The 19,608-nt window shown below is 59.8% G+C and carries 20 protein-coding genes, 2 pseudogenes and 2 riboswitches; of the genes and pseudogenes, 8 read left to right on the top strand and 14 right to left on the bottom strand.

Annotated elements, in window-relative coordinates; translation table 11 throughout:
- Position 1: 1 nt before the first annotated feature.
- A complete protein-coding gene (locus M0D65_RS18355; protein WP_266253946.1) occupies positions 2 to 886 on the top strand; it encodes a 4-hydroxy-tetrahydrodipicolinate synthase in 885 nt (294 codons plus the stop codon).
- A gap of 21 nt (positions 887 to 907) precedes the next feature.
- Here M0D65_RS18355 and M0D65_RS18350 read toward each other — a convergent pair whose 3' ends face one another.
- The 5 genes from M0D65_RS18350 to M0D65_RS18330 all read right to left on the bottom strand — a co-directional run bounded on the left by M0D65_RS18350 (position 908) and on the right by M0D65_RS18330 (position 4,475).
- Positions 908 to 1,456: a GNAT family N-acetyltransferase gene (locus M0D65_RS18350; protein WP_266253945.1), complete on the bottom strand. Its 549-nt coding sequence runs from the start codon at positions 1,454 to 1,456 to the stop codon at positions 908 to 910.
- Between the two features lie 19 nt (positions 1,457 to 1,475).
- Positions 1,476 to 2,015: a hypothetical protein gene (locus tag M0D65_RS18345; RefSeq protein WP_266253944.1), complete on the bottom strand. Its 540-nt coding sequence runs from the start codon at positions 2,013 to 2,015 to the stop codon at positions 1,476 to 1,478.
- A 77-nt stretch (positions 2,016 to 2,092) separates the two neighbouring features.
- Positions 2,093 to 2,683: a TMEM165/GDT1 family protein gene (locus tag M0D65_RS18340; RefSeq protein ID WP_091012803.1), complete on the bottom strand. Its 591-nt coding sequence runs from the start codon at positions 2,681 to 2,683 to the stop codon at positions 2,093 to 2,095.
- Positions 2,684 to 2,697: 14 nt separating this feature from the next.
- A riboswitch (yybP-ykoY riboswitch) is annotated at positions 2,698 to 2,879 on the bottom strand.
- 58 nt (positions 2,880 to 2,937) lie between these two features.
- Complete coding sequence (gene dmeF, locus M0D65_RS18335; RefSeq protein WP_266253943.1) at positions 2,938 to 4,191, bottom strand: CDF family Co(II)/Ni(II) efflux transporter DmeF; 1,254 nt, start codon at positions 4,189 to 4,191, stop codon at positions 2,938 to 2,940.
- An 8-nt stretch (positions 4,192 to 4,199) separates the two neighbouring features.
- A complete protein-coding gene (locus tag M0D65_RS18330; protein ID WP_266253942.1) occupies positions 4,200 to 4,475 on the bottom strand; it encodes a metal/formaldehyde-sensitive transcriptional repressor in 276 nt (91 codons plus the stop codon).
- Positions 4,476 to 4,602: 127 nt separating this feature from the next.
- Positions 4,603 to 4,772, top strand: a riboswitch (yybP-ykoY riboswitch).
- 7 nt (positions 4,773 to 4,779) lie between these two features.
- On the opposite strand from M0D65_RS18330, the gene mntP reads away from it, so the two are divergent.
- Positions 4,780 to 5,349, top strand: coding sequence for a manganese efflux pump MntP (gene mntP, locus M0D65_RS18325; RefSeq protein WP_266253941.1), 570 nt, complete (start codon positions 4,780 to 4,782; stop codon positions 5,347 to 5,349).
- Here mntP and M0D65_RS18320 read toward each other — a convergent pair.
- Complete coding sequence (locus M0D65_RS18320; protein WP_266253940.1) at positions 5,346 to 6,887, bottom strand: FAD-dependent monooxygenase; 1,542 nt, start codon at positions 6,885 to 6,887, stop codon at positions 5,346 to 5,348. The two genes, mntP and M0D65_RS18320, sit on opposite strands and share 4 nt — an antisense overlap.
- Positions 6,888 to 6,939: 52 nt before the next feature.
- On the opposite strand from M0D65_RS18320, the gene M0D65_RS18315 reads away from it, so the two are divergent.
- Both M0D65_RS18315 and M0D65_RS18310 read left to right on the top strand, forming a co-directional pair.
- Positions 6,940 to 7,578: a TetR/AcrR family transcriptional regulator gene (locus M0D65_RS18315; RefSeq protein WP_266253939.1), complete on the top strand. Its 639-nt coding sequence runs from the start codon at positions 6,940 to 6,942 to the stop codon at positions 7,576 to 7,578.
- A gap of 233 nt (positions 7,579 to 7,811) precedes the next feature.
- Positions 7,812 to 9,170, top strand: a complete 1,359-nt coding sequence (locus M0D65_RS18310) for an epoxide hydrolase family protein (RefSeq protein ID WP_266254161.1) — start codon at positions 7,812 to 7,814, stop codon at positions 9,168 to 9,170.
- Positions 9,171 to 9,222: 52 nt separating this feature from the next.
- On the opposite strand, the gene M0D65_RS18305 is transcribed toward M0D65_RS18310, so the two are convergent.
- On the bottom strand, positions 9,223 to 9,624 hold the full coding sequence (locus M0D65_RS18305) for a cupin domain-containing protein (RefSeq protein WP_266253938.1): 402 nt from the start codon (positions 9,622 to 9,624) through the stop codon (positions 9,223 to 9,225).
- Between the two features lie 239 nt (positions 9,625 to 9,863).
- Positions 9,864 to 10,718 (bottom strand): oxidoreductase, encoded by an 855-nt coding sequence (locus M0D65_RS18300; RefSeq protein WP_266253937.1) that lies wholly within the window; start codon positions 10,716 to 10,718, stop codon positions 9,864 to 9,866.
- 98 nt (positions 10,719 to 10,816) lie between these two features.
- Between M0D65_RS18300 and M0D65_RS18295 the strand changes: the two genes are divergently transcribed.
- Positions 10,817 to 11,752: a LysR family transcriptional regulator gene (locus M0D65_RS18295; protein WP_308076683.1), complete on the top strand. Its 936-nt coding sequence runs from the start codon at positions 10,817 to 10,819 to the stop codon at positions 11,750 to 11,752.
- Positions 11,753 to 11,775: 23 nt separating this feature from the next.
- On the opposite strand, the gene M0D65_RS18290 is transcribed toward M0D65_RS18295, so the two are convergent.
- On the bottom strand, positions 11,776 to 13,251 hold the full coding sequence (locus M0D65_RS18290) for an MmgE/PrpD family protein (protein WP_266253936.1): 1,476 nt from the start codon (positions 13,249 to 13,251) through the stop codon (positions 11,776 to 11,778).
- A 318-nt stretch (positions 13,252 to 13,569) separates the two neighbouring features.
- Between M0D65_RS18290 and M0D65_RS18285 the strand changes: the two are divergent.
- Both M0D65_RS18285 and M0D65_RS18280 read left to right on the top strand, forming a co-directional pair.
- Positions 13,570 to 14,655: pseudogene (locus M0D65_RS18285) on the top strand (thioredoxin family protein); the annotation flags it as partial.
- Between the two features lie 147 nt (positions 14,656 to 14,802).
- The gene (locus tag M0D65_RS18280) at positions 14,803 to 15,231 is read left to right on the top strand and encodes a VOC family protein (protein WP_266253935.1); all 429 of its coding nucleotides are present in this window, start codon (positions 14,803 to 14,805) and stop codon (positions 15,229 to 15,231) included.
- Positions 15,232 to 15,271: 40 nt separating this feature from the next.
- Here the strand turns inward: M0D65_RS18280 and M0D65_RS18275 are convergent.
- Positions 15,272 to 15,493 (bottom strand): annotated as a pseudogene (locus tag M0D65_RS18275) (AAA family ATPase); the annotation flags it as partial.
- Between the two features lie 141 nt (positions 15,494 to 15,634).
- Entirely contained in the window at positions 15,635 to 16,534 is a 900-nt protein-coding gene (locus M0D65_RS18270) for an alpha/beta fold hydrolase (RefSeq protein ID WP_266253934.1), read from the bottom strand.
- Positions 16,535 to 16,688: 154 nt separating this feature from the next.
- On the opposite strand from M0D65_RS18270, the gene M0D65_RS18265 reads away from it, so the two are divergent.
- Entirely contained in the window at positions 16,689 to 17,279 is a 591-nt protein-coding gene (locus M0D65_RS18265) for an ABATE domain-containing protein (protein ID WP_266253933.1), read from the top strand.
- Between the two features lie 31 nt (positions 17,280 to 17,310).
- Here the strand turns inward: M0D65_RS18265 and M0D65_RS18260 are convergent, their stop codons facing one another.
- The 3 genes from M0D65_RS18260 to M0D65_RS18250 all read right to left on the bottom strand — a co-directional run bounded on the left by M0D65_RS18260 (position 17,311) and on the right by M0D65_RS18250 (position 19,608).
- Complete coding sequence (locus M0D65_RS18260) at positions 17,311 to 18,585, bottom strand: RNA polymerase sigma factor (RefSeq protein ID WP_266253932.1); 1,275 nt, start codon at positions 18,583 to 18,585, stop codon at positions 17,311 to 17,313.
- Between the two features lie 8 nt (positions 18,586 to 18,593).
- Positions 18,594 to 19,001 (bottom strand): VOC family protein, encoded by a 408-nt coding sequence (locus tag M0D65_RS18255; protein ID WP_091011762.1) that lies wholly within the window; start codon positions 18,999 to 19,001, stop codon positions 18,594 to 18,596.
- A 70-nt stretch (positions 19,002 to 19,071) separates the two neighbouring features.
- Positions 19,072 to 19,608 (bottom strand): SRPBCC family protein, encoded by a 537-nt coding sequence (locus tag M0D65_RS18250; protein ID WP_266253931.1) that lies wholly within the window; start codon positions 19,606 to 19,608, stop codon positions 19,072 to 19,074.

The following is a 19,608-nucleotide window of genomic DNA, read 5'->3' as shown; positions in this document are numbered from 1 at the left end:
CATGTACTCAGGAGTCTGGTTGCCGATTGTCACGCCGTTTCGCAACGGCGCCGTTGATATCGACGCGTTGCAACGTCTCGCCGACTACTATCTGCGCACGGAGATCAGTGGCTTCGTCGCATTGGGTACCACCGGCGAAGCCGCGCTGCTGTCAGAGGGTGAGCGCGTTGAGGTATTGCAAGCGCTAACGGATGTCGTTGGTACGCGCCTGCCCGTGCTGATAGGCGTGGGCGGCGCCGATACGCGCGAAGTTCTGCGCGAGATCCAGCGTTACGAACACTGGGACTGTGCCGGCTACCTGGTCTCCCCGCCTTCCTACATCTGCCCCGATCAAACCGGTGTGCAGTGGCACTTCGAACAGGTGGCGCGCGCAACCGATCACTCGATCGTGCTCTACGACGTCCCGCATCGCACCGGCGTGGCAATCGCACCGGCTACGGTCGAACGCCTGCTCGAACACGACAACATCCTCGCGATCAAGGAATGCGTGAAGGATCACTTCGACGCATTGCACAGCCTGCCGATCAGCGTGCTGTGCGGCACCGACGAAGCATTTGTCGACTGCGTAAGCGGCGGTGGATCGGGTGGCATTCTGGCAAGCGCACATGTCTGTGCGGATCTGCTGGTCGAAGTGCAGGAACTGGTCCAGACCGATCGCGAGGTAGAGGCGCGCACGCTATTTGCGAGCTTGCTGCCGGTGTTGCGGCTGTTGTTCGCTGCACCGAATCCCTCCGCAATCAAGGCGATGCTGGCATTCGATCACCCGATGACAGACGAAACCCGCATGCCCATTACGCGCGCTTCTGCGCAACTGGTGGAGCGTTTGTCGCAGGCCCGCGACACGTTACAGGATCTACGCTCCGAGTTTGCTCTCGCGACAAGTTAGCTTTTGCTGTGACTGTGGCTGTTAGAGCGAATAGTGAAATTCGTCGCTGACGGATCCTTTAAACTCGTCAGCGTTCTTCACATGCCGGTCAAGGACAAAACCAAGCGACTCAACGAGCCGGATCGATGCGACATTGCGCGTGTCGATTGCGGCATTGAACCTGGTGATCCCGTACGCTGCGCGAAGCGCGGGAAGCAACCCGCTTAAAGCTTCTCTCGCATAGCCCTGACGTTGACTCGACGAGAAAACGAAATACGCTACCCAGGCCTCTTTCGCATTCAGGTCTACCGTGGCCTGGACATAGCCGTGCGACCTGCCATCGAGACCAATCAACGCCCAGTTCAGCCATGCCTCAGTACCATCAGGGGAACGACGCCCTTCTAGCATGCGATATCTGGCAGCCAGATCCTCGACGTTCCCCGGCGGCTCTTCCGGAATGTAGCGATAGCAAGCGGAATCGCTCAACCCGTCGAACATCGTTGCAGCGTGGCTCGCATCAAGAGGTTCAAGTCTGATACGAGGTGTCGACAGAATTGAAGAATCAAAGGATGTTGTGTTCAGGATGTTCATCTCGCTAGTTGTTGAAGACTCAGTCCGAGAAAACGTACTGGCCGTTCACCTTCCTGACGCCCAAAAAAGCAAAATCCGGGAACAGCCGTTGACGGACGTACCAGACGTAAACGATAACCGCAACGCCGATTGCCATCCCCAGTGAGGTCGAAACAGGGTCCTCCACGAAACTCGAGATCTGCCCCGGCATCGCTACTATCGAGAGAAGGATAAATGCGTTGTATACGCTGGCTTTGTTTTTCGCGAATCCCCACACAAACAGCCCGGTGATAAGCAGCACAATCGCCCCGACCACCAGCCCCAAAGTCGGCGAGTCACTGGCAGCAATAGAGATCCCCGCGAGAATACCGAGCAGCCCCTGGATGCAGATGATAGCGATGATGATTCCACGATGGACCTTGTTCTCGGCGTAGCGTCGTGGATCGAGATGCGCCGCGATAAAGTACGCAACAACCCGATCCTTGACACCCCTCCCGGATAGCACAGCAAAAACGTCCTGCTTCTTTTTGCCGGCGGACAGCATCTCGGTTACCTCGACCTGCAATTCCTTGTTGTTCATGTCTGGCTCCTCGGTTTTAACCCCCTCGCGCTTCACGTGCAATTCGCGCGCGCCCTCTCATTTATCGACCGCCGTCATTAGAACATCGGATGCGCCGCCGGATAAAGCGCCGTTCTCAACGCAAGTCCACCGAGCACAACAAAGATAATGGCCGCAAGAATATGCACTGCCTTAGTCGGCAGGCGGTCCGCGAACTTGTGTCCAAGATAGATAACCGGTACGTTCGCCAGCATCATGCCCAACGTCGTACCCGCGACCACGCCGAAAAACTCATGAAACCGCGCGGCAAGCGCGATCGTCACGATTTGAGTCTTGTCGCCCATCTCCGCGAGAAAGAACGTCACGGCCGTCGTGCCGAATACGCCGAGCGTATTTTTCGTCACCGCCGCATCGGCGTCGTCGAGCTTGTCCGGAACGAGAATCCACACGGCCATTACCGCAAACGATGCAACGACTGCCCAATTCAAAATGCCGGGGCTCAGAACGCTCGCGAGCCATGCGCCTAACGCACCGGATGCCGCGTGGTTTATCAACGTCGCGGCAAACACGCCCAGAGCGATAGGAATTGGCTTGCGATAACGCGCAGCCAGCACGAGAGACAGCAGCTGTGTCTTGTCGCCGATTTCGGCGAGGCCCACCACGCTGGTCGAAACGAGAAAGGATTGCATGTGGAGTTGTACCCGGGCCGCGCTGATAAAACGCGATGACGCGCATTCCGGCGACCCGGTTAGGTCGGAATGCGTGTCATCGGTCTTGCCAGGCATATCGCTGCGTACGCCATGGAGGGTCTTGCGACTCCCCAAGTATGTTGACGTGCGCCCCCGAACATCGCGTCCAGGGCGGCTACTCCCCAATGAGCTGGCGCGATTCTATCGCGCCGGGGGTTACAGAAGCAAGTCAAGTGCAATAATCACGCCGCCGCTCAGGCAGGCTGGACCTCGACCGTAACATGCGACAGTCCCTTGAAGCGCTGGAGCACGGCGTGATAGAAGCGTGAATCGCGCTGCGACTCGCTGGTCGAGACCGATAAGACTGCACTCATGTGGCCAGGACCGACTCGCCATACATGCAGGTCGACCACTTTGTCCCCGCGATCCTCGATGGCGTGTCGAACGTTCTCAGCCATGCGCCGGTCCGGGTTCATGTCGAGCAGGATCGCACCTGTATCGCGCATCAACCCGTACGACCAGCTTGCAATCACCAGCGCACCGACGACGCCCGCGAGCGGGTCCATCCAGAGCCAACCGAACGTGCGCGCAAGTACAAGGCCAATGATCGCCAGTACGGAGACCGCCGCATCAGCCATGACGTGGATGTAAGCCGACCGGATGTTGTGGTCGCGGGTCGCGGCATCGTGAGCGTCGTGGTCGTGCTCTTCGAAGCCGATCTCGTACTCGCCATCTGCGATTCGCACGATGGCCCTGAATGCGTGAGGTTCGGGAATATCCTCTTTCGATTCCAGATAACCGCCACGATCCTTAAATGCGAATACCTGTTGCGTCCCATCCGGCCGTACTGTCGTCACGGACACTGTGGATGTGTCCAGTCGTGAAACCTCCGCGGCCGACGTAATACGAAACACCGGCGGTACGCCATCCTCGAAAATGGAAACAGAAAACACACCGAACGGAGCAGAAACTGTCCGTGCTTCGTCTTCGTGAGCGTGCTCATCGTGCGCATGACCATGGCGATGCCCGTGGCTGTGCCCGTGATGGTCGCCACGCAACAGCCACACGCTCGCAAGGTTGACGAGCAGTCCGACCAGCGCAATGGGAATCGCTTCCCCGAAATGGATCGGTACTGGCGACAAGAAGCGCGACACCGCTTCGTACCCGATCAACACAGCAATCATGGCAAGCACGATAGCACTGGTAAATCCCGCGAGGTCGCCGAGCTTGCCGGTGCCGAACACAAAGCGAGAATCGGCAGCGTGCTTGCGCGCATATGTGTAGGCAAGAGCAGCAATCAGCATGGCTCCAGCGTGCGTCGACATGTGCAGACCGTCAGCAACCAGCGCCAGCGATCCGAACATGCTACCGCCGACGATTTCAATCAGCATCATCACGCTGCACAGCGCAATGACCGCCCACGTGCGGCGCTCATTCTGTTCGTGGGCAGCGCCGAGGAAGATGTGATCGTGTCCTGCACCGAATGCAGCGTCTTTGAAATCACTCATATCGCGCTCTACTTGAAATAGCTGTGAACAACTTCGATGAGCTGGTCAGTCGCACTGCCGGCCGGCTCATCATGAGTTTCGGCATCGACGAGATGGGTACGGATATGGTCTTCGAGTACAACGGCCAGCAGGCCATTCATTGCACCGCGACAGCTCGTGATCTGCTGCAGTACGTCGAGACATCCCTGTTCTTCCTCGAGCGCACGCTCGATCGCTTCCACCTGCCCCTTGATACGGCGCACGCGGTTAAGCAACTTCTGTTTCTCACGAATGGTGTGGCTCATCGATGGCCTCCGGTGTACGGTGGAGGAGTATAGTCAAAATAGGGTAGGGGGGTATACCAACATTTGCGCCACAGGCCACCGTGGCGCGCAAATTCAATTACAAAATACTTTCACCAATGCTATGCTCGCCCCTGTCTTTGGGGAGTAGCCGGCTTCCGCCCGGAAGCGCCTGCATCAACATACTCGGTCGCACAGACCGTGGTGCAGGCAGCCGTCAGGTTGGCAAGACCATCGACACATCACGCGACCGGTCGGGCGCGGCGATGTGTCATGGTTCTCTGCCCGACCTTGAGTGCTCGCTCTCATGAATCCTGTCGCAACCTTGTTCCTCGCCTTCGCCATGTCCACCGATGCGTTTGCAGCCGCAATCGGCAAAGGCGCCACGCTCCATCGTCCTCGCTGGAGCGAGGCTGTCAGGACGGGACTGATCTTCGGCGTTATCGAAGCGCTAACCCCTTTGGCCGGGTGGTTTCTTGGCAAAGCAGCAGCGCAATACGTCTCCGCATGGGATCACTGGATCGCATTTACGTTGCTGTTCGTCCTTGGCGCTCGCATGGTTTTCAACAGCTTCAGCGCTAAAGAAGTCGAAGAGACAAAGCCCGCGACGCATTCGTTCTGGTTGCTTGCCTTAACGGGCTTTGCTACGAGTATCGATGCGATGGCAGTCGGTGCGGGCCTCGCCTTTGTCGACGTCAACATCTACTCGACGGCTGCGGCGATCGGACTCGCCACCATGGCGATGGTTACGATCGGGGTCATGCTCGGTCGTGTCATCGGTCGCGTCGCGGGCAGGCGTGCGGAGATGGCGGGCGGCGTAGTGCTGATCGGAATCGGCAGCACCATACTCGCCGAGCACCTGAAAATTTTCGGCTAGGCGTCTGCTGCTCGCTTATCAACCGGCACATCGAGTGCCGGAATACACCAGCGATGCAGCGCTTCTTCCAGGCCGTCTGCGCTGTTCCCCTCACCGGTCCAGGCGATGCAGGCATCGGGACGAATCAGCATCGAAGGCCCGGTAGCCACAGCGACGCAACGTACTCGTCGCGTGCAGCTCGCCACAAGCGTTGAAGCTTTCCCGTCGGTTGAGGCATCGAGAAAAACGGCCATGCCATCCTGCATGACATCGTAGAGCGAGACATGTGCATCGCTAAGGTCGATCGGCTTGTCGCCGATCAACCGTCCGACATCGTCAAGGTCCGAGCCGAGGTCGTAACGAATGGAAAGCCCGCTCATGATCTCGCCAATGAAGCGATTGACGTTATCGAACTGCATCAGGTTTGCGACGATGTTCCGCATCGCACCCGCTTGTGGATCGGGTCGCATGATGGCGATCTGCGCAAGCGTGTTTGCCATGACGGCTTCGGCGACAGGTCGACGCTCGGCCGTGTAGGTATCGAGCAGGCAGTCGGGCATCTCGCCGCGAACCACCGCGGCAAGCTTCCACCCAAGATTCGCAGCGTCCACTAGCCCGAGACTCAGGCCCTGACCGCCGAACGGCGAATGGACATGTGCGGCATCGCCAGCAAGCAGCACTCTGCCTTGACGGTAGGTATCGACAAGCCGCGTGTTATCGGTCCACCGGCTCGCGCTTTCGAGCGCCTTCACACGCACATCCTCTCCGCTAATCCTGCGTAGAACCGCTTCGATCTCCTCACGCGTGACCGGAGCCTCGCGATCTTCCGGCGGACCGCTAAAGTCCAGCATGAAGAATCGACCGGGAAACGGTCCATAAGAAAACACGCCGCCCGATGTGCGACGCCAACCGGTAGGCAACAGGCGCTCGGGATGATCGATCTCGGCAGTCGCCTGATACATCGTCATCGACGGCGCCGTGCCGGGGAACGCGAAGCCAGCCATCTTGCGGATCTGGCTACGCCCGCCGTCGCAACCGACGAGGTAGGCGCAACGGATACGGCCTTTACCTGCCGGAGATGCCCACTCCACATCGACGCCGTCCACCTGCTGCGCGAAGTTCGTGACATCGCACTCGCGACGCACCTCGATGCCAAGCGCGCGTACGCGTTCGGCCAGCATCGCTTCGACAGCCTGTTGATCCACGGGGTGTGCATGCCGTTGCGGCTCCTTCTGCGCATCCTTGCGGATAAGAGACAGGCCAGCAAAATGACCGCTGAACTTCGACCCTTTTCCACGCGTGTTCGGGCCGTTCTGCTCCGTGAACTTCCTTATCGTCGCGAAGGTGTGCTCTTCCGCGGCGACGATCGCCGCGGCCATGCCGCGACGCTGCAACGCTTCGCTTCCCAGCGGTCCGATACCGAGTGCCTTGCTGGCCATGCTCGGGGCCGCGAGGCGTTCGAGCACGAGGACGCGCGCACCGCCCAGAGTCAGCTCGATTGCGCTCAGAAGTCCGACTGGGCCGGCGCCCACAATGACGACATCCACCATGAATTTCATGTACTTGATTCCAATATGTACTCAGTACATATTTTGAGATATCATCTGCGCCATGTCAACGCCATCCGACCGTCGATCCCGCAAACGCCTCGCCACGCGCCAGGGCATCTCCAATATCGCCACGCGCCTCTTCCTCGAACGGGGCTTCGATGAAGTGACCGTGGACGAGATCGCGGAAGCCGCCGACGTCGGGCGGATGACGGTGTTCAATCACTTTCCGCGCAAGGAGGACATGTTCTTCGATCGGGACGAGGAATTCCGCGAGATCCTGCGTGAGGCACTGCGACAGAGCGATGCGCGCGTGGCGCCGATCGAAACGTTGCGTCTGCTCGCTCACCGGCTTGCCGAGGAACAGAGTCCGTTCGTTGAATTCTCTGCGGCAAGTCAGGGTTTCATCGAGACGATCGAGGGTAGTGAGACGCTCAAGGCACGCGCCAGAGCGATACGCGACGAACTCACGCAAGTACTGGCGGTGGCACTATCCGAATGCGTAGAAGAAGAACCTGCCGATCCTCTCGCCCATCTGGCGGCGAGTTTGTTCTTTGCCGTGTGGACCGTGGCACTCATCCAGGCTCACCAAACCTTCCGACAGCGGCAAGATATCGGGGAAGCGAAAGCGGTGTTTCTCGCTATGGTCGAGCAAGGAACCGTCGGCGTTAAAGCTGCAATGGAAGGTACGGCTTACGCCTGAGCAGGCACTACCTGCAAGCGAACAACGCACCTTTGCGTACGCTCGATGAAGTCCGCATTTGTACCGTAATGTATCCGCAGCACGTGTTGAAACACGCCTATACAAAAGCCACATTCTCCGACACATGCGGGATAACTCCGTGCGCTCGAATACGGTCTTCGAGCGTTGGGCTCGAGATGCAGTGCACCTTTCACTGCCTCAGGAACCCGGCTTCATTGCCACCCGGAGACCCTATGTCCGACAACACCTCTCCCCAATCGCCGTCGCGCCGTCGTTTCGTGAATGTAGCCGCGGCGACTGTTGCTGCCGGCTCATTGAGCCAGCTCGCGTTCGCAGAAACGAATTCGTCGATCACGCAAATTACGCAACCGGCAAGCGGCGACACGACCGCGATTCGTCCGCTTCGTGTGCACGTTCCCGAATCGCAACTGATCGATTTGCGACGACGCATCAAGACAACGAGGTGGCCCGAGCGCGAGACGGTCACCGACGACTCGCAAGGCGTGCCGCTCGCGATGGTGCAGGAATTCGCACGCCATTGGTCGACAGACTACGACTGGCGCGCATGTGAAGCGAAGCTGAACGCGCTGCCGCAATTCATCACCGAGATCGATGGGCTGGATATTCATTTCATCCACGTTCGTTCGAAACATGAAAATGCCATGCCGCTCATCGTCACGCACGGGTGGCCCGGTTCGATCATCGAGCAGCTCAAGATCATCGATCCGCTAACCAATCCCACCGCCTATGGCGCGAGCGCGTCGGATGCCTTCCATCTGGTCATTCCGTCTCTACCGGGTTACGGTTTTTCAGGCAAACCGACTACGACAGGCTGGGGACCGGAGAAAACCGCGCGTGCCTGGGTCGTACTCATGAAGCGCCTTGGGTATGAGAAATTTGCCGCGCAAGGCGGCGACCTTGGTGGCGTAGTCTGCAATGTAATGGGTAAGCAGGCGCCGCCGGAATTGCTGGGCATACACGTCAGCTTTCCCGCTACGGTTCCGCCGGAAATTGCCAAGGCGCTTCAGGCTGGCGATGCTCCACCCTCCAGCCTCTCCGATGACGAAAAGCACGCTTACGAGCAGCTCAACTCGGCCTTCAAGAAACGACGCGCCTACGCACTGGAGATGGGAACACGCCCACAAACGCTGTACGGATTAGCGGACTCACCCGTTGCACTGGCAAGCTGGCTTCTCGATCACGGTGACGGTTATGTTCAACCGGCCGCGGCATTGACATCGGCGGTGTTTGGGCGCGACGTCAATGGCGAATCGGCCGGCAGCCTGACACGTAACGATGTCCTCGACGACATCACACTCTACTGGCTGACGAACACGGGGATTTCCGCCGCGCGCTTCTATTGGGAGTCGCACTTCAACTTCCTGGCCGCCGCCGATGTGTCCATCCCGGCTGCCGTCAGCGTCTTTCCGCGCGAAAACTACCAGGCCCCGCGAAGCTGGACAGAGCGGGCATATCACAATCTGATCTATTACAACAGGGTTGAGAAAGGCGGACACTTTGCGGCGTGGGAACAACCGCAGTTGTTTGCGGAAGAAGTTCGTGCAGGGTTGAGATCGTTGCGTCAGCAATGAAGCGTCGGAAGCCCCGCGGGGTTTCCGACACCACACAGGAAACGATGCCGCTTTATACAGCCCGAACCAGCGGCTTGTCCGTCTCCGCCAGCCGGATATCCACCGGACCGATTCCACAGATGGCAATCACGACCGGCTCTGGTTCGCCGCGACGAACACCGTCGTAATGCCAGGTTCGCGCGATGCGCCGCACGAAGGTGCCGGCCGGCACCGGTACCGTGTGCCCAGGATCGAAGTCCTGGCCGCTATTGATCCACCAGGTGCCGGACAGCACGACGCATAACCGATCCGAGGCGTAGCTGTGAGGCGCGCTCATATAGCCCGGGTACCAGCGTATCAGCGTGTAATAGATGCCTTCCTTCACCGGATTGCTATACAGGTACGCGCTCTCGATGCTCTTCGGCGGCGCGTCGGTCTGCGGGACGAACTTGATATCCGGAGGCAGCGTATACATGGTCTCGCTGGTGTCGATCGGACTCGCCTCCGCGCCTCCGGTCAACAGCAAGGGGGCTATGCCTCCTAACATCGCTAGCATCTGGCGTCGGCTGACGCTGTCTCCTGCCATCACGACTCTCCTTCTCTATTTCGTGGACGTTCATCGCACGCGATAACGCATTTCATGCGCGACCGCGCGAAGACCACTATAGGTCAAGCGGAGACGGACCAGAAGGAAGGATCTGCTTTACACGCGTGTCAGGTCTTCTCGGGCTCTTTGAAACTGGTGCTTCTCGTCACGGTTTCCCACGTGTCGAGATCGTGATTGAGGTCCGCGAGTTTTTTGCGGATCAGATCGAGTGCATCTCCACCGATCACCAGATGCATCGGCGGTCGATCCGACTCCACAGCGGCAATGATCGCCTTGCTGCCCAACACCGGATCGCCCTGCTGCGCCCCATGCGCAGCGGATACATTGTCGCGCGCCTTGCCGGCGGTCTCCGCATAGGCCGGCAGTCTTGTCTTCGACTGCTTCAAGGACCCGCCGCGGAAGTCGGTTCGAAAAGCGCCCGGCTCGACGGCCGTCACACCGAGCCCAAAAGGCGCAATCTCTTTGGCCAGTGTTTCGGATAACCCCTCTACGGCGAACTTCGCCATATGGTAGAAACCGACCGCCGGAAAAGTCGTCAGCCCGCCGACCGAACTGATGTTGACGACGTGTCCGCGGCCACGCTCGCGCATACCGGGCAGCGCCGCCTTGATCATGTTCCAGGAGCCGAAGACGTTGGTCTCGAACATTGCCCGGACGTCATCGTCTTCACCTTCCTCGATCGCTGCGAGGTACCCGTAGCCGGCATTGTTCACGAGCACATCGATGGCCCCAAAGCGCGCTTCGGCCGCAGCCACTGCCGCGCGCACCTGATCGACCCGGGTAACGTCGAGCTCCACGGCAGCGGCGGCCTCGCCGTATTCCTTCACGATGTCCGCGAGCGTCGACACATCCCGTGCACTCATGACGACGCGATAACCCGACTTGAGAGCCTCCAGAGCCAGCGCCCGGCCTAAACCTTTCGAGCAGCCTGTAATTAGCCAGACAGCATTTTTCTTGATCATGTCTTTACCTTTCATCTTGTGAACGAATCGAAATCGCACCTTGACGCTATGGTAGAGACGCTTATCCTTGCAATCATCCTGGATAATTCGAATGAGTCATGCCATCAGATCGCACGATACCGAGAGGCAGCCTTGACGATCTGTCGGCGTTTGCCATGGTTGCGCGAACCCGCAGCTTCACGCGCGCAGCTGCCGATCTCGGCGTATCGAACTCAATGCTCAGTTACACGATCAAGCGGCTGGAGCAACGTCTCGGCATCGCGTTGTTGCGACGAACCAGCCGCAGCGTCGCGCCGACGGAAGCGGGAGAAAAGCTGTTGCTCGCACTGGAGCCCGCGCTTGCCGCAATCCATGACACCTTAGGCACGTTAGGGCGGGAGCACGATCGCGTTTCCGGCACGCTTCGCATCACGGCGACGCGCCAGGCTTATGAGGCCGTCATCCGGCCCGTGCTCGCCGATTTCTGCGCGGCGCATCCGCAAGCCACGCTCGAAGTCATCATCGATTATGGGTTTCGCGACATCGTGGCCGATCGCTTCGACGCGGGTATTCGACTCGGCGAGAAACTGGAGCAGGACATGGTTGCGCTTCGCGTAGGACCGGAGCTTCGTATGGCAGTCGTGGCGTCGCCGGCGTACCTGGCGCGCTATCCCGCGCCGCGGACGCCGGAGGACCTTCAAGCGCATCTTTGCATCAACTACCGGATGGTTAGCGCGCACACGCTTTATGCCTGGGAGTTTGAAAAGGACGGCCGTCACCTGAAGCTAAAACTGTCCGGTCCGCTGACGTTCAACGAACCCGAGCCCATGCTTCAAGCCGCCGTGGATGGACTCGGTGTCGCTTACGTCCTGGAGCACGAGGCAGCGGCGTGGATCGAATCGGGTCGCCTTGTCAGGTTGCTGGAAGAGTGGACGCCGCCCTTTCCCGGATTCTTCCTTTATTACCCATCGCGCAAGCAGGTTTCCTCTGCGCTTGCGGCATTATTGACGCTCTTAAGGGAGCGGCATAATGCGTCGCTAAAGCCCGCGACTTAAGAACCGTCTTCGCGAATGCGCCATCAGGCGGCCGCTGCATTCTTCGCGATATCGCCAGCGCTTGTCAGGTCTTCCACTCCCCAGCACAGGTCCATAACGCGACGGGCCTGTTGAGCCGGGATGATCCCGTCTGCGAGATCCGCAAATTTCTTCTCGAGCGCCTGATCGCTCATCGGCACTTCGAGACTGCCGATGGCGTGTTCGATATATTTGTGCAGCGATCGCCCGTCCTTTAGCACGATGGTCATATCGACCTGCTCGGGTTTGATCATGGGATCGACTATCGGCACGACCCTGCCACGCAGGTCGACGATGACCGGGTCGCGCACAGCCCGATCGCTGAACTGCTTCTCGCCGCCGGCTCCTTCGACAAGCGCCACCGCGGTCGCGTGATAGATGCTGAACTTGCCTTCGAGCCCATCGCGCGGTGTCTTCTTTCCTGTGAGTTCGAGTACCAGCGGATTCACCTTGAGTTCAACCCGAGCGATCTGGTCCGGTGTCAACCGGTTCTCGTTGCGCAACTGGATTGCAGCATCGATGGCCGGATGCATGACGATGCCGCAGGCAAACGGTTTGTAGGTGTTGAGCGCCGCTTCGTAATGCTGGCCGAGCCCGTCGGTAATCTGCGTGTAGTCCTGTTTGGTGCTGAGCGTGTTTGCCCAACCACGCTTCGCTTCGATCATCTTGTCGGAACTCGTGAAGTTCTTCGAAGCGAGAATCGCCGCGAACAAACCGTTGCTCGCCGCGCGACCAGGATTGAAACTCTTGTTCATCGAACCGAACGATTCGCGTAGACCGACCGGTTGAGAGGCTGCAAGGCCGAGAGCCCAGATCATCTGCTGCTCATTCAACCCCATCAGCTTGCCGACGGCCGCAGCTGCGCCGAATACGCCAGCGGTGCCGGTGATATGCCAGCCCACGTCATAGTGATTTGGATACACCGCATTGCCGATCCGGCATTCCGTTTCGACACCGAGCACCAACGCATTCAGGAAGTCCTTGCCGCTCACCGGTTGCATTTCCGCCAGCGCCAGAATGGCCGAGGCGACCGGTCCGGCCGGATGGATGATCGTCTTTAGATGCGTATCGTCGTAGTCGAAGATGTGACTCGATACACCATTCAGGAACGCGGCGTTCATCACATCGAATCGCTCGCGACGACCGAGCAGATTCGCCTGCGGTGGCCCCGAAAATGGTGCGAGCGCCGACACGGCGATGTCGACGGTCTCGTGATGGGAACCGCCTATCGCCACACCGACCCAGTTGAACAGCGTGCGGACGCCTTCCTTGCGGACCTTGGGTGGGAGATCGTCGTATTTCGCTGCGACGATGTAGTGCGCGAGTGTGCGTGTGACGTCTTGAGGCTCTAGTGTTACTGGTGGCTTAGCCGATGACGCACTCTCTGCCGCCTGGGCGACATCCGTGGTGCGAAAGCCGGCAAGAGTCAGCGGTATGGTTGCGGAGGCAAGCAGCATTGAACGGCGATCTATTGGGGGCATGGCGGCTCCTCCAGTGGGCCAACGTTTCGGTGGCGCGATGTGTGCAGCCGTGAAGGCCAAAGCGCTTTTTGTGTCGCAGTGTATCTGCGAATCGCCGTGATACACGACATTGCAATCGACCCGCCTCTCAGACACAAGCCAGATACTTCGGCGCGTTCAAATGCATCAACGCCAGACGCTGCCTGAATCCCGTCTCTCAACCTGTACGGTCCAGTAACCATGCTATCCATTATTTTCTCCAGTCTGCCCGGTATCTTCACGATCCTCGGTATGTACATCCGGCCTCCACGACGCTTCGTCATGTTTTGCCTCACGGCGGCCATTGCACTTGGCGCCAACACTTTAGCGCTGGCTCGTGTGCCGACGGTTGTCGACTCCGGACACGAGGAGAAACCAGTCGACCCGCTTCCGCGCAGCGCTGCGGCGCTGCCCGTGGAAGGCGTACTGCCGACGCTTGGCGGCGCAGTGGCGTGGTTGAACTCCCCGCCGCTGACCGCTCAGAACCTGCGCGGCAAGGTCGTGCTGGTCGACTTCTGGACCTATTCGTGCATCAACAGCTTACGTTCGCTGCCATATCTGAAAGCGTGGGCGCAAAAGTACAAGGCCCAAGGGCTGGTTGTAATAGGCGTGCAGGCGCCCGAATTCGCTTTCGAGCACAACGTCAGCAATGTGAAGAAAGCCACGCATGACCTCGGCATCACCTACCCGGTCGCAATCGACAATAACAACGCGATCTGGCGCGCACTCGGCAATGAATACTGGCCCGCTTTGTATGTAGTCGATGCGCAGGGACGGATCCGCTATCACTATTTCGGCGAGGGCGACTACGTACAATCGGAAAAGGTCATTCAGCAACTGCTGATCGACGCGGGGCACGCAGACGCGGCAAAGATCGCACTGGGGCTGGCCGAGATACCTGCGCAAGGCGTGCAGATGGCCGCTGACGTCGCCGATATCCAGTCTCCCGAAACCTACATCGGCTACGCGCGCGCAGACAATTTCGTTTCACGCGGCGGCGAAACGCAGGACCAGCCGCGTACGTATGTCGCCCCCTCGCAGCTAGCCCTGAATGACTGGGGACTTGCGGGCACGTGGAAGGTCGGCGCCGAGCATGCGGTGCTTGCGGCCGCGTCCGGGCGCATCATCTTTCGTTTCCATGCACGCGATCTGCATCTGGTGCTTGGGCCCGGCAATGACGGAAAGCCGGTGCGGTTTCGCGTCAGCATCGATGACGCTGCGCCTGGCGAGGCACACGGCGTCGACGTCAGCGCTGATGGAAGTGGAACCGTGACTGAGCAGCGACTCTATCAACTGGTGCGGCAAACCGGCCACATCCAGGACCACACGTTCTCGATCGAGTTTCTGGACCCGGGCGTCGAAGCGTATGTATTCACGTTCGGCTGATGATCGACGAAGCGGTGCATATGCATTCGTTGCTCTGGGGCTGCCGTCACGTCATTCCTCGCGCTACCGGAGCGCAGGGCATCCTTAGGTTTGATATCGTTAGATGTAGTCAGACAAGCAATATCCACCCAGACTAAAGGCACTCAAATGATCGACCACGTCTACATTTCCGTCATCGACATCGACAGGTCACTGGTTTTCTATTCCGAAGCCTTGAAGCCGCTCGGCTGGCGCGTATTCGGCAACTACGACGCCGCTTCGGGCCCCGAGGGCGTCCCTGATCTTTACGGCATTGGTGACGACGTGTACGGCAAGGGCGATGCGGTCGGCTCAAGCATCTGGTTACGTCGACGCAACCCTGGCGAGACCGGGCTGTACCTCGGGATCGTCTGCGACACCAATGAACTGGTTGACGCGGCCTACGCTGCCGCAATCAAAGCCGGTGGCACCGACGAGGGGAAACCAGCCGACCGCGCTTACTTCGCCCATGGCTACTACGCTGCCAATGTCGCCGACTTCGATGGCAACCGGATCGAGTTCGTACACAAAGCGTGGAATCCCAAGCGACACGCATAGTGGCGGGACGACTCTTCCTGTTTCGGGTGTTGAAGGGAAAGTCCAGAACAACGGACACCCCGGCCGATAGAAGTGCCTGCACATGCTCCGAGAGCACCCGCCTGATCCGCACCGGACACCGCACGTAATCATCAAGCGTGCGGATCTCGCCCGGATAGAGATGCGTAAGCCAGACATCTTCGCTGATCACCACGGCATTCTCGGTGCGCGCCAGGTGTTTCGTCAGCGTCGATTTCCCCGACGCGATCTTTCCGCAAAGCATGTGAAGAACGGCTGCATTGCTCAACCTGGTCTTGCTATCGCTCATCATGTCCAAGTCCTTTGGTAGGGAGAACCCAGAAAGCAAAAACCCGCCTTCTGGGCGGGTTGCTTGCGAACTTTCAGGTCGACCCCCATCCACCTTCTACACTGACCTCAACAACCGATCAATCGCAACCGCAATCTCATCGACATGCGTCTCCAGCGCGAAATGCCCCGTGTCGAGCAATTCAACGATTGCATCCGGGTTATCGCGTCGGTAAGCATGCGCACCCGGCGGAATGAAGAACGGATCATGCTTGCCCCAGATCGCAAGAGTCGGCGGCCGGAATTCACGGAAGTAAGCCTGAAACTTCGGATACAGCCCAAGGTTCGACCGATAGTCGAGAAACAGATCGAGCTGGATATCGCGATTACCGGGCCGCTCGAATAACGCCGTATCGAGCGTGTACGTTTCTGGCGCAACACTCTGCGGATCGGCCACGCCGTGCTCGTACTGCCACTGCGTGCCCGCAAGCGTCAACACTTCATCGGCGATCGTTTTGCGGTTCGCCTCCGTCGGGCTCGACCAGTACGCACGGATCGGAGCCCACGCATCGCCAAGCCCCTCTTCATACGCATTGCCGTTCTGCGACACGAGCGCCGTCACCCGCTCCGGATGCGCAAGCGCCAGCCGAAAGCCAACCGGCGCGCCGTAATCGAACACATACAACGCATAGCGACTAAGCCCAAGTGCATCGACAAAAGCGAGCGCAGTCCTCGCAAGCCCATCGAACGAATAGGTATAACCGCGCGCATCCGGCACCGTCGTAAAACCAAACCCCGGCAAGTCAGGCGCGATCACGCGGTAACGCGCCGCCAGCCGCGGCATCAGCTCGCGAAACATATGCGACGACGTGGGGAAACCGTGCAGCAGCAACAGCACCGGCGCATCGGCCGGACCGGCTTCGCGATAGAACACGTTGACACCGTCGGCATCGACGCGCTTGAGCGACACATGGGGAATAGCAGGCAACCCGGCTTCGGACAGCAACGACGTCGACATGATGATGTTCTCCTGGAGAAGGTGGATGATGAAACCTTTAAAACACATTCAGTACGGTTACATCATTGACGACGCAATGTAACTTGTCAAGAACAATTTTGACGGTTACAGTTGATTCACTATCCCTTGTGCTCTGCAGCCAGACGCTTCTGCCATGAACTCGCCCCGGCCCCCGGACGTCCTGATCGAACCGATGCTGATAGCCGACCACGTCGCGCTCGATCTGCTGAATACCGTCGCGCAAGTAGACGGCGCGCCGCGCGATTTCCTGCAAAGCGACGCCGATGTATTGCGCTGGCTCGAACGAATGGGGCTGCCCGCAAACGCACCGGCCTTCGTGTTGCACGCGCCGCACGCGCTGCTCGACGCGACACGCGCGTTGCGCGAGACCGTGCGAACACTCGTGGCGCAGCGCAAGGCAGGGGAAAACGTGGACGTGGCCGCGCTGAATGCGTTTCTCGCGCGCGGTCGCTATGCCGTGCAGGTGGTAGCGGATGAAGGGAGTTGGCGTGTCGAGCGGCGCACTGAGCAGCGCTGCGTCGAACATCTGTTGATGCCACTTGCCGAAGCGGCGGCGGAACTACTTGCTAACGGCAAATTCGACCTCGTGCGCAAGTGCGAACAGCCCGATTGCACAAGATGTTTCTACGACCGGACGAAATCGCATCGACGCCGCTGGTGCAGCATGGCGACCTGCGGCAACCGCCACAAGGTTGCGAATTATCGCAAGCGGCAGCAGGGCTGAGCCGCATCGTCACCACTCGTCACGAACGCGTTCAGTTGCCCGCTGTGCGAGCCCGTTCCAGCAACAATTCGCGCTCGCGGGCATTGCGTGTCATCGATGCTGCCCGCGCGAATTCGACGCGCGCCTCGTCGATACGACCGAGCTTCGCGAGCAGGTCGCCACGTACGCTCGGTAGCCAGTGGTAGTTCGCGAGCGCAGGTTCGGCCGCGAGTGCATCGACGAGTTCGAGCCCAGCAGCAGGACCGAACGCCATCCCCACCGCCACCGCGCGATTCAGCTCGACCACCGGCGACGGTGTGACCTGCACGAGCGCATCGTAAAGCGCGACGATCTGCTCCCAGTCGGTGTCATCCGCGCGATGAGCGCGCGCGTGACAGGCGGCCAGCGCAGCCTGCAGTGCGTACGGTCCGCTCGCGCCGCCGAGCGTCTCGGCCCGCTCCAGCGCGACGAGTCCGCGGCGGATCAGCAGCGGGTCCCAACGGCTGCGATCCTGATCGAGCAACAACACCGGACGCCCTTGCGCATCGACACGCGCATGCGTGCGCGACGCCTGGATCTCCATCAGCGCGACCAGACCATGCACTTCGCTCTCGCCGGGCGCGAGCCCGGCGAGCACGCGCCCGAGCCGCACCGCTTCTTCGCAGAGCGCGGGACGCATCCAGTCGTCGCCGGCGGTCGCCGAATAGCCTTCGTTGAAGATCAGATAGATCACTTCGAGCACCGACGCGAGGCGCACCGCGCGCGCATCGGCCTGCGGCACATCGAACGGCACTTTCGCCGCCGACAGCGTGCGTTTCGCCCGCACGATGCGCTGTGCAATCGTCGGTTCCGGCACGAGAAAGCCGCGCGCGATTTCGTCCGTGGTGAGGCCGCCTAGCAGGCGCAGCGTCAACGCGACGCGCGCATCGGTCGATAGCACCGGGTGGCACGCGGTGAACACGAGCCGCAGCAGGTCGTCGCCGATGTCGTCTGCGCGCGCGGCGTCGAGTGCGTCGACGAAGTCGGGCACGACATGCGCTTCGAGCGCATCCAGATCGAGGCCGAGTTCCTCATGCTTGCGCGCATGCAATGCATCGAGTCGCAACCGGTCGAGCGCGCGATTTTTCGCCGTCGCCATTAGCCAGGCCCCCGGGTTATCGGGCACGCCCGCTTCGGGCCAATGCTCGAGCGCGGCCACGAGCGCGTCCTGCGCAAGTTCCTCAGCCACACCGACGTCGCGCACCACGCGCGCGACGTAAGCAATGACCTTCGCCGCTTCGATCCGCCAGACCGCTTCGATCGCACGATGCGTCGCTGCCGTAGTCACGTTCGACCTCAGGAAACGCATTCGGCGTTAGGGTCCATGTGGATCAACTCCCACATGTGCCCATCGACATCCTCGAAACTGCGTTCGTACATAAAGCCGTAGTCCTGCGGCGCACGCGGCACCTTCCCGCCCGCCGCCACCGCTTTCGCCACGAGACGATCGACTTCTTCGCGGCTATCGCACGACAGGCATACGAGTGCTTCAGTGCTCTGCGCCGGATCGCATAGCGTCTTGTGTGTGAAGCTCTGGAAGAACGGCTTGACGAGCAGCATCGTGTAGATGTTCTCGCCAACGATCATGCAAGCTGCCTGATCGTTGGTGAACTTCGGATCGAACTCGAAGCCGAGGTGGGAAAAGAACGCCTTCGAGCGACCCAGATCGCCGACGGCCAGATTGACGTAGATTTGCTTGTGCATGATCAAACAGTCCTTTGTACCGTGAGGCCGGCAACGCACGACGTAGCCGGCCGATGTGTATGGTGTGCGCTTAACTCGCTTCGGCCAGCGTCTTCAGGTTGTTCAGTCCGCTTTCGAAATCGTTGCCGACCATCTTGTCCATGCTGACGAACACCTCCATCAGCTTCGACACATACGGCGAGGGTCCGTGCATTGTCCAGGTGACGTCGGTGGCACCGGGGGTATCGGCGGCAGGCGTGAGCGTGAAATCGGCCATGTTGTGCGCCTCGAACGGCTTGATGAAATCGAGCTGCATCGTCACGCGTGTAGGTGCAGTGTTATCGACGATAGTCATCTGTCCAACGCCGATCTTCTCGCCTGTCCACGCGTAGCTCGCACCGGGACCGACATCGGGCCCACCGTAGGTGCCCTTCAGATTCGGATCTTTCTTCTCGAACGGGTTCCATCTATTGAAGTTGCGCAGACTGTCGATCAGCGCATAAATGCGCTCGGGCGGCGCCTGGATGCGCACGGTACGCGCGATGTGAAACGTATCGGGCCGGGTCGCCGCATAGATCAGCACCAGACCGACGATAGCAACGACAGCGATGAGCAGGTTCTTGAACAT

Origin of the sequence: Paraburkholderia sp. CHISQ3 (assembly GCF_030464945.1) — a bacterium.
Taxonomy (GTDB): domain Bacteria; phylum Pseudomonadota; class Gammaproteobacteria; order Burkholderiales; family Burkholderiaceae; genus Paraburkholderia; species Paraburkholderia megapolitana.
This window is presented reverse-complemented; position numbering and strand designations above follow the sequence as displayed.

Bases quoted from the DNA above. Each gene is read 5' to 3' on its own strand.
- M0D65_RS18265 (WP_266253933.1), top strand. From the start codon at position 16,689: ATGAACTCGCCCCGGCCCCCGGACGTCCTGATCGAACCGATGCTGATA.
- M0D65_RS18310 (WP_266254161.1), top strand. From the start codon at position 7,812: ATGTCCGACAACACCTCTCCCCAATCGCCGTCGCGCCGTCGTTTCGTG.
- M0D65_RS18300 (WP_266253937.1), bottom strand. From the start codon at position 10,718: ATGATCAAGAAAAATGCTGTCTGGCTAATTACAGGCTGCTCGAAAGGT.
- M0D65_RS18270 (WP_266253934.1), bottom strand. From the start codon at position 16,534: ATGTCGACGTCGTTGCTGTCCGAAGCCGGGTTGCCTGCTATTCCCCAT.
- mntP (WP_266253941.1), top strand. From the start codon at position 4,780: ATGAATCCTGTCGCAACCTTGTTCCTCGCCTTCGCCATGTCCACCGAT.
- M0D65_RS18315 (WP_266253939.1), top strand. From the start codon at position 6,940: ATGTCAACGCCATCCGACCGTCGATCCCGCAAACGCCTCGCCACGCGC.
- dmeF (WP_266253943.1), bottom strand. From the start codon at position 4,191: ATGAGTGATTTCAAAGACGCTGCATTCGGTGCAGGACACGATCACATC.
- M0D65_RS18345 (WP_266253944.1), bottom strand. From the start codon at position 2,015: ATGAACAACAAGGAATTGCAGGTCGAGGTAACCGAGATGCTGTCCGCC.
- M0D65_RS18255 (WP_091011762.1), bottom strand. From the start codon at position 19,001: ATGCACAAGCAAATCTACGTCAATCTGGCCGTCGGCGATCTGGGTCGC.
- M0D65_RS18355 (WP_266253946.1), top strand. From the start codon at position 2: ATGTACTCAGGAGTCTGGTTGCCGATTGTCACGCCGTTTCGCAACGGC.
- M0D65_RS18330 (WP_266253942.1), bottom strand. From the start codon at position 4,475: ATGAGCCACACCATTCGTGAGAAACAGAAGTTGCTTAACCGCGTGCGC.
- M0D65_RS18350 (WP_266253945.1), bottom strand. From the start codon at position 1,456: ATGAACATCCTGAACACAACATCCTTTGATTCTTCAATTCTGTCGACA.
- M0D65_RS18305 (WP_266253938.1), bottom strand. From the start codon at position 9,624: ATGTATACGCTGCCTCCGGATATCAAGTTCGTCCCGCAGACCGACGCG.
- M0D65_RS18290 (WP_266253936.1), bottom strand. From the start codon at position 13,251: ATGCCCCCAATAGATCGCCGTTCAATGCTGCTTGCCTCCGCAACCATA.
- M0D65_RS18280 (WP_266253935.1), top strand. From the start codon at position 14,803: ATGATCGACCACGTCTACATTTCCGTCATCGACATCGACAGGTCACTG.
- M0D65_RS18340 (WP_091012803.1), bottom strand. From the start codon at position 2,683: ATGCAATCCTTTCTCGTTTCGACCAGCGTGGTGGGCCTCGCCGAAATC.
- M0D65_RS18250 (WP_266253931.1), bottom strand. From the start codon at position 19,608: ATGTTCAAGAACCTGCTCATCGCTGTCGTTGCTATCGTCGGTCTGGTG.
- M0D65_RS18320 (WP_266253940.1), bottom strand. From the start codon at position 6,887: ATGAAATTCATGGTGGATGTCGTCATTGTGGGCGCCGGCCCAGTCGGA.
- M0D65_RS18295 (WP_308076683.1), top strand. From the start codon at position 10,817: ATGCCATCAGATCGCACGATACCGAGAGGCAGCCTTGACGATCTGTCG.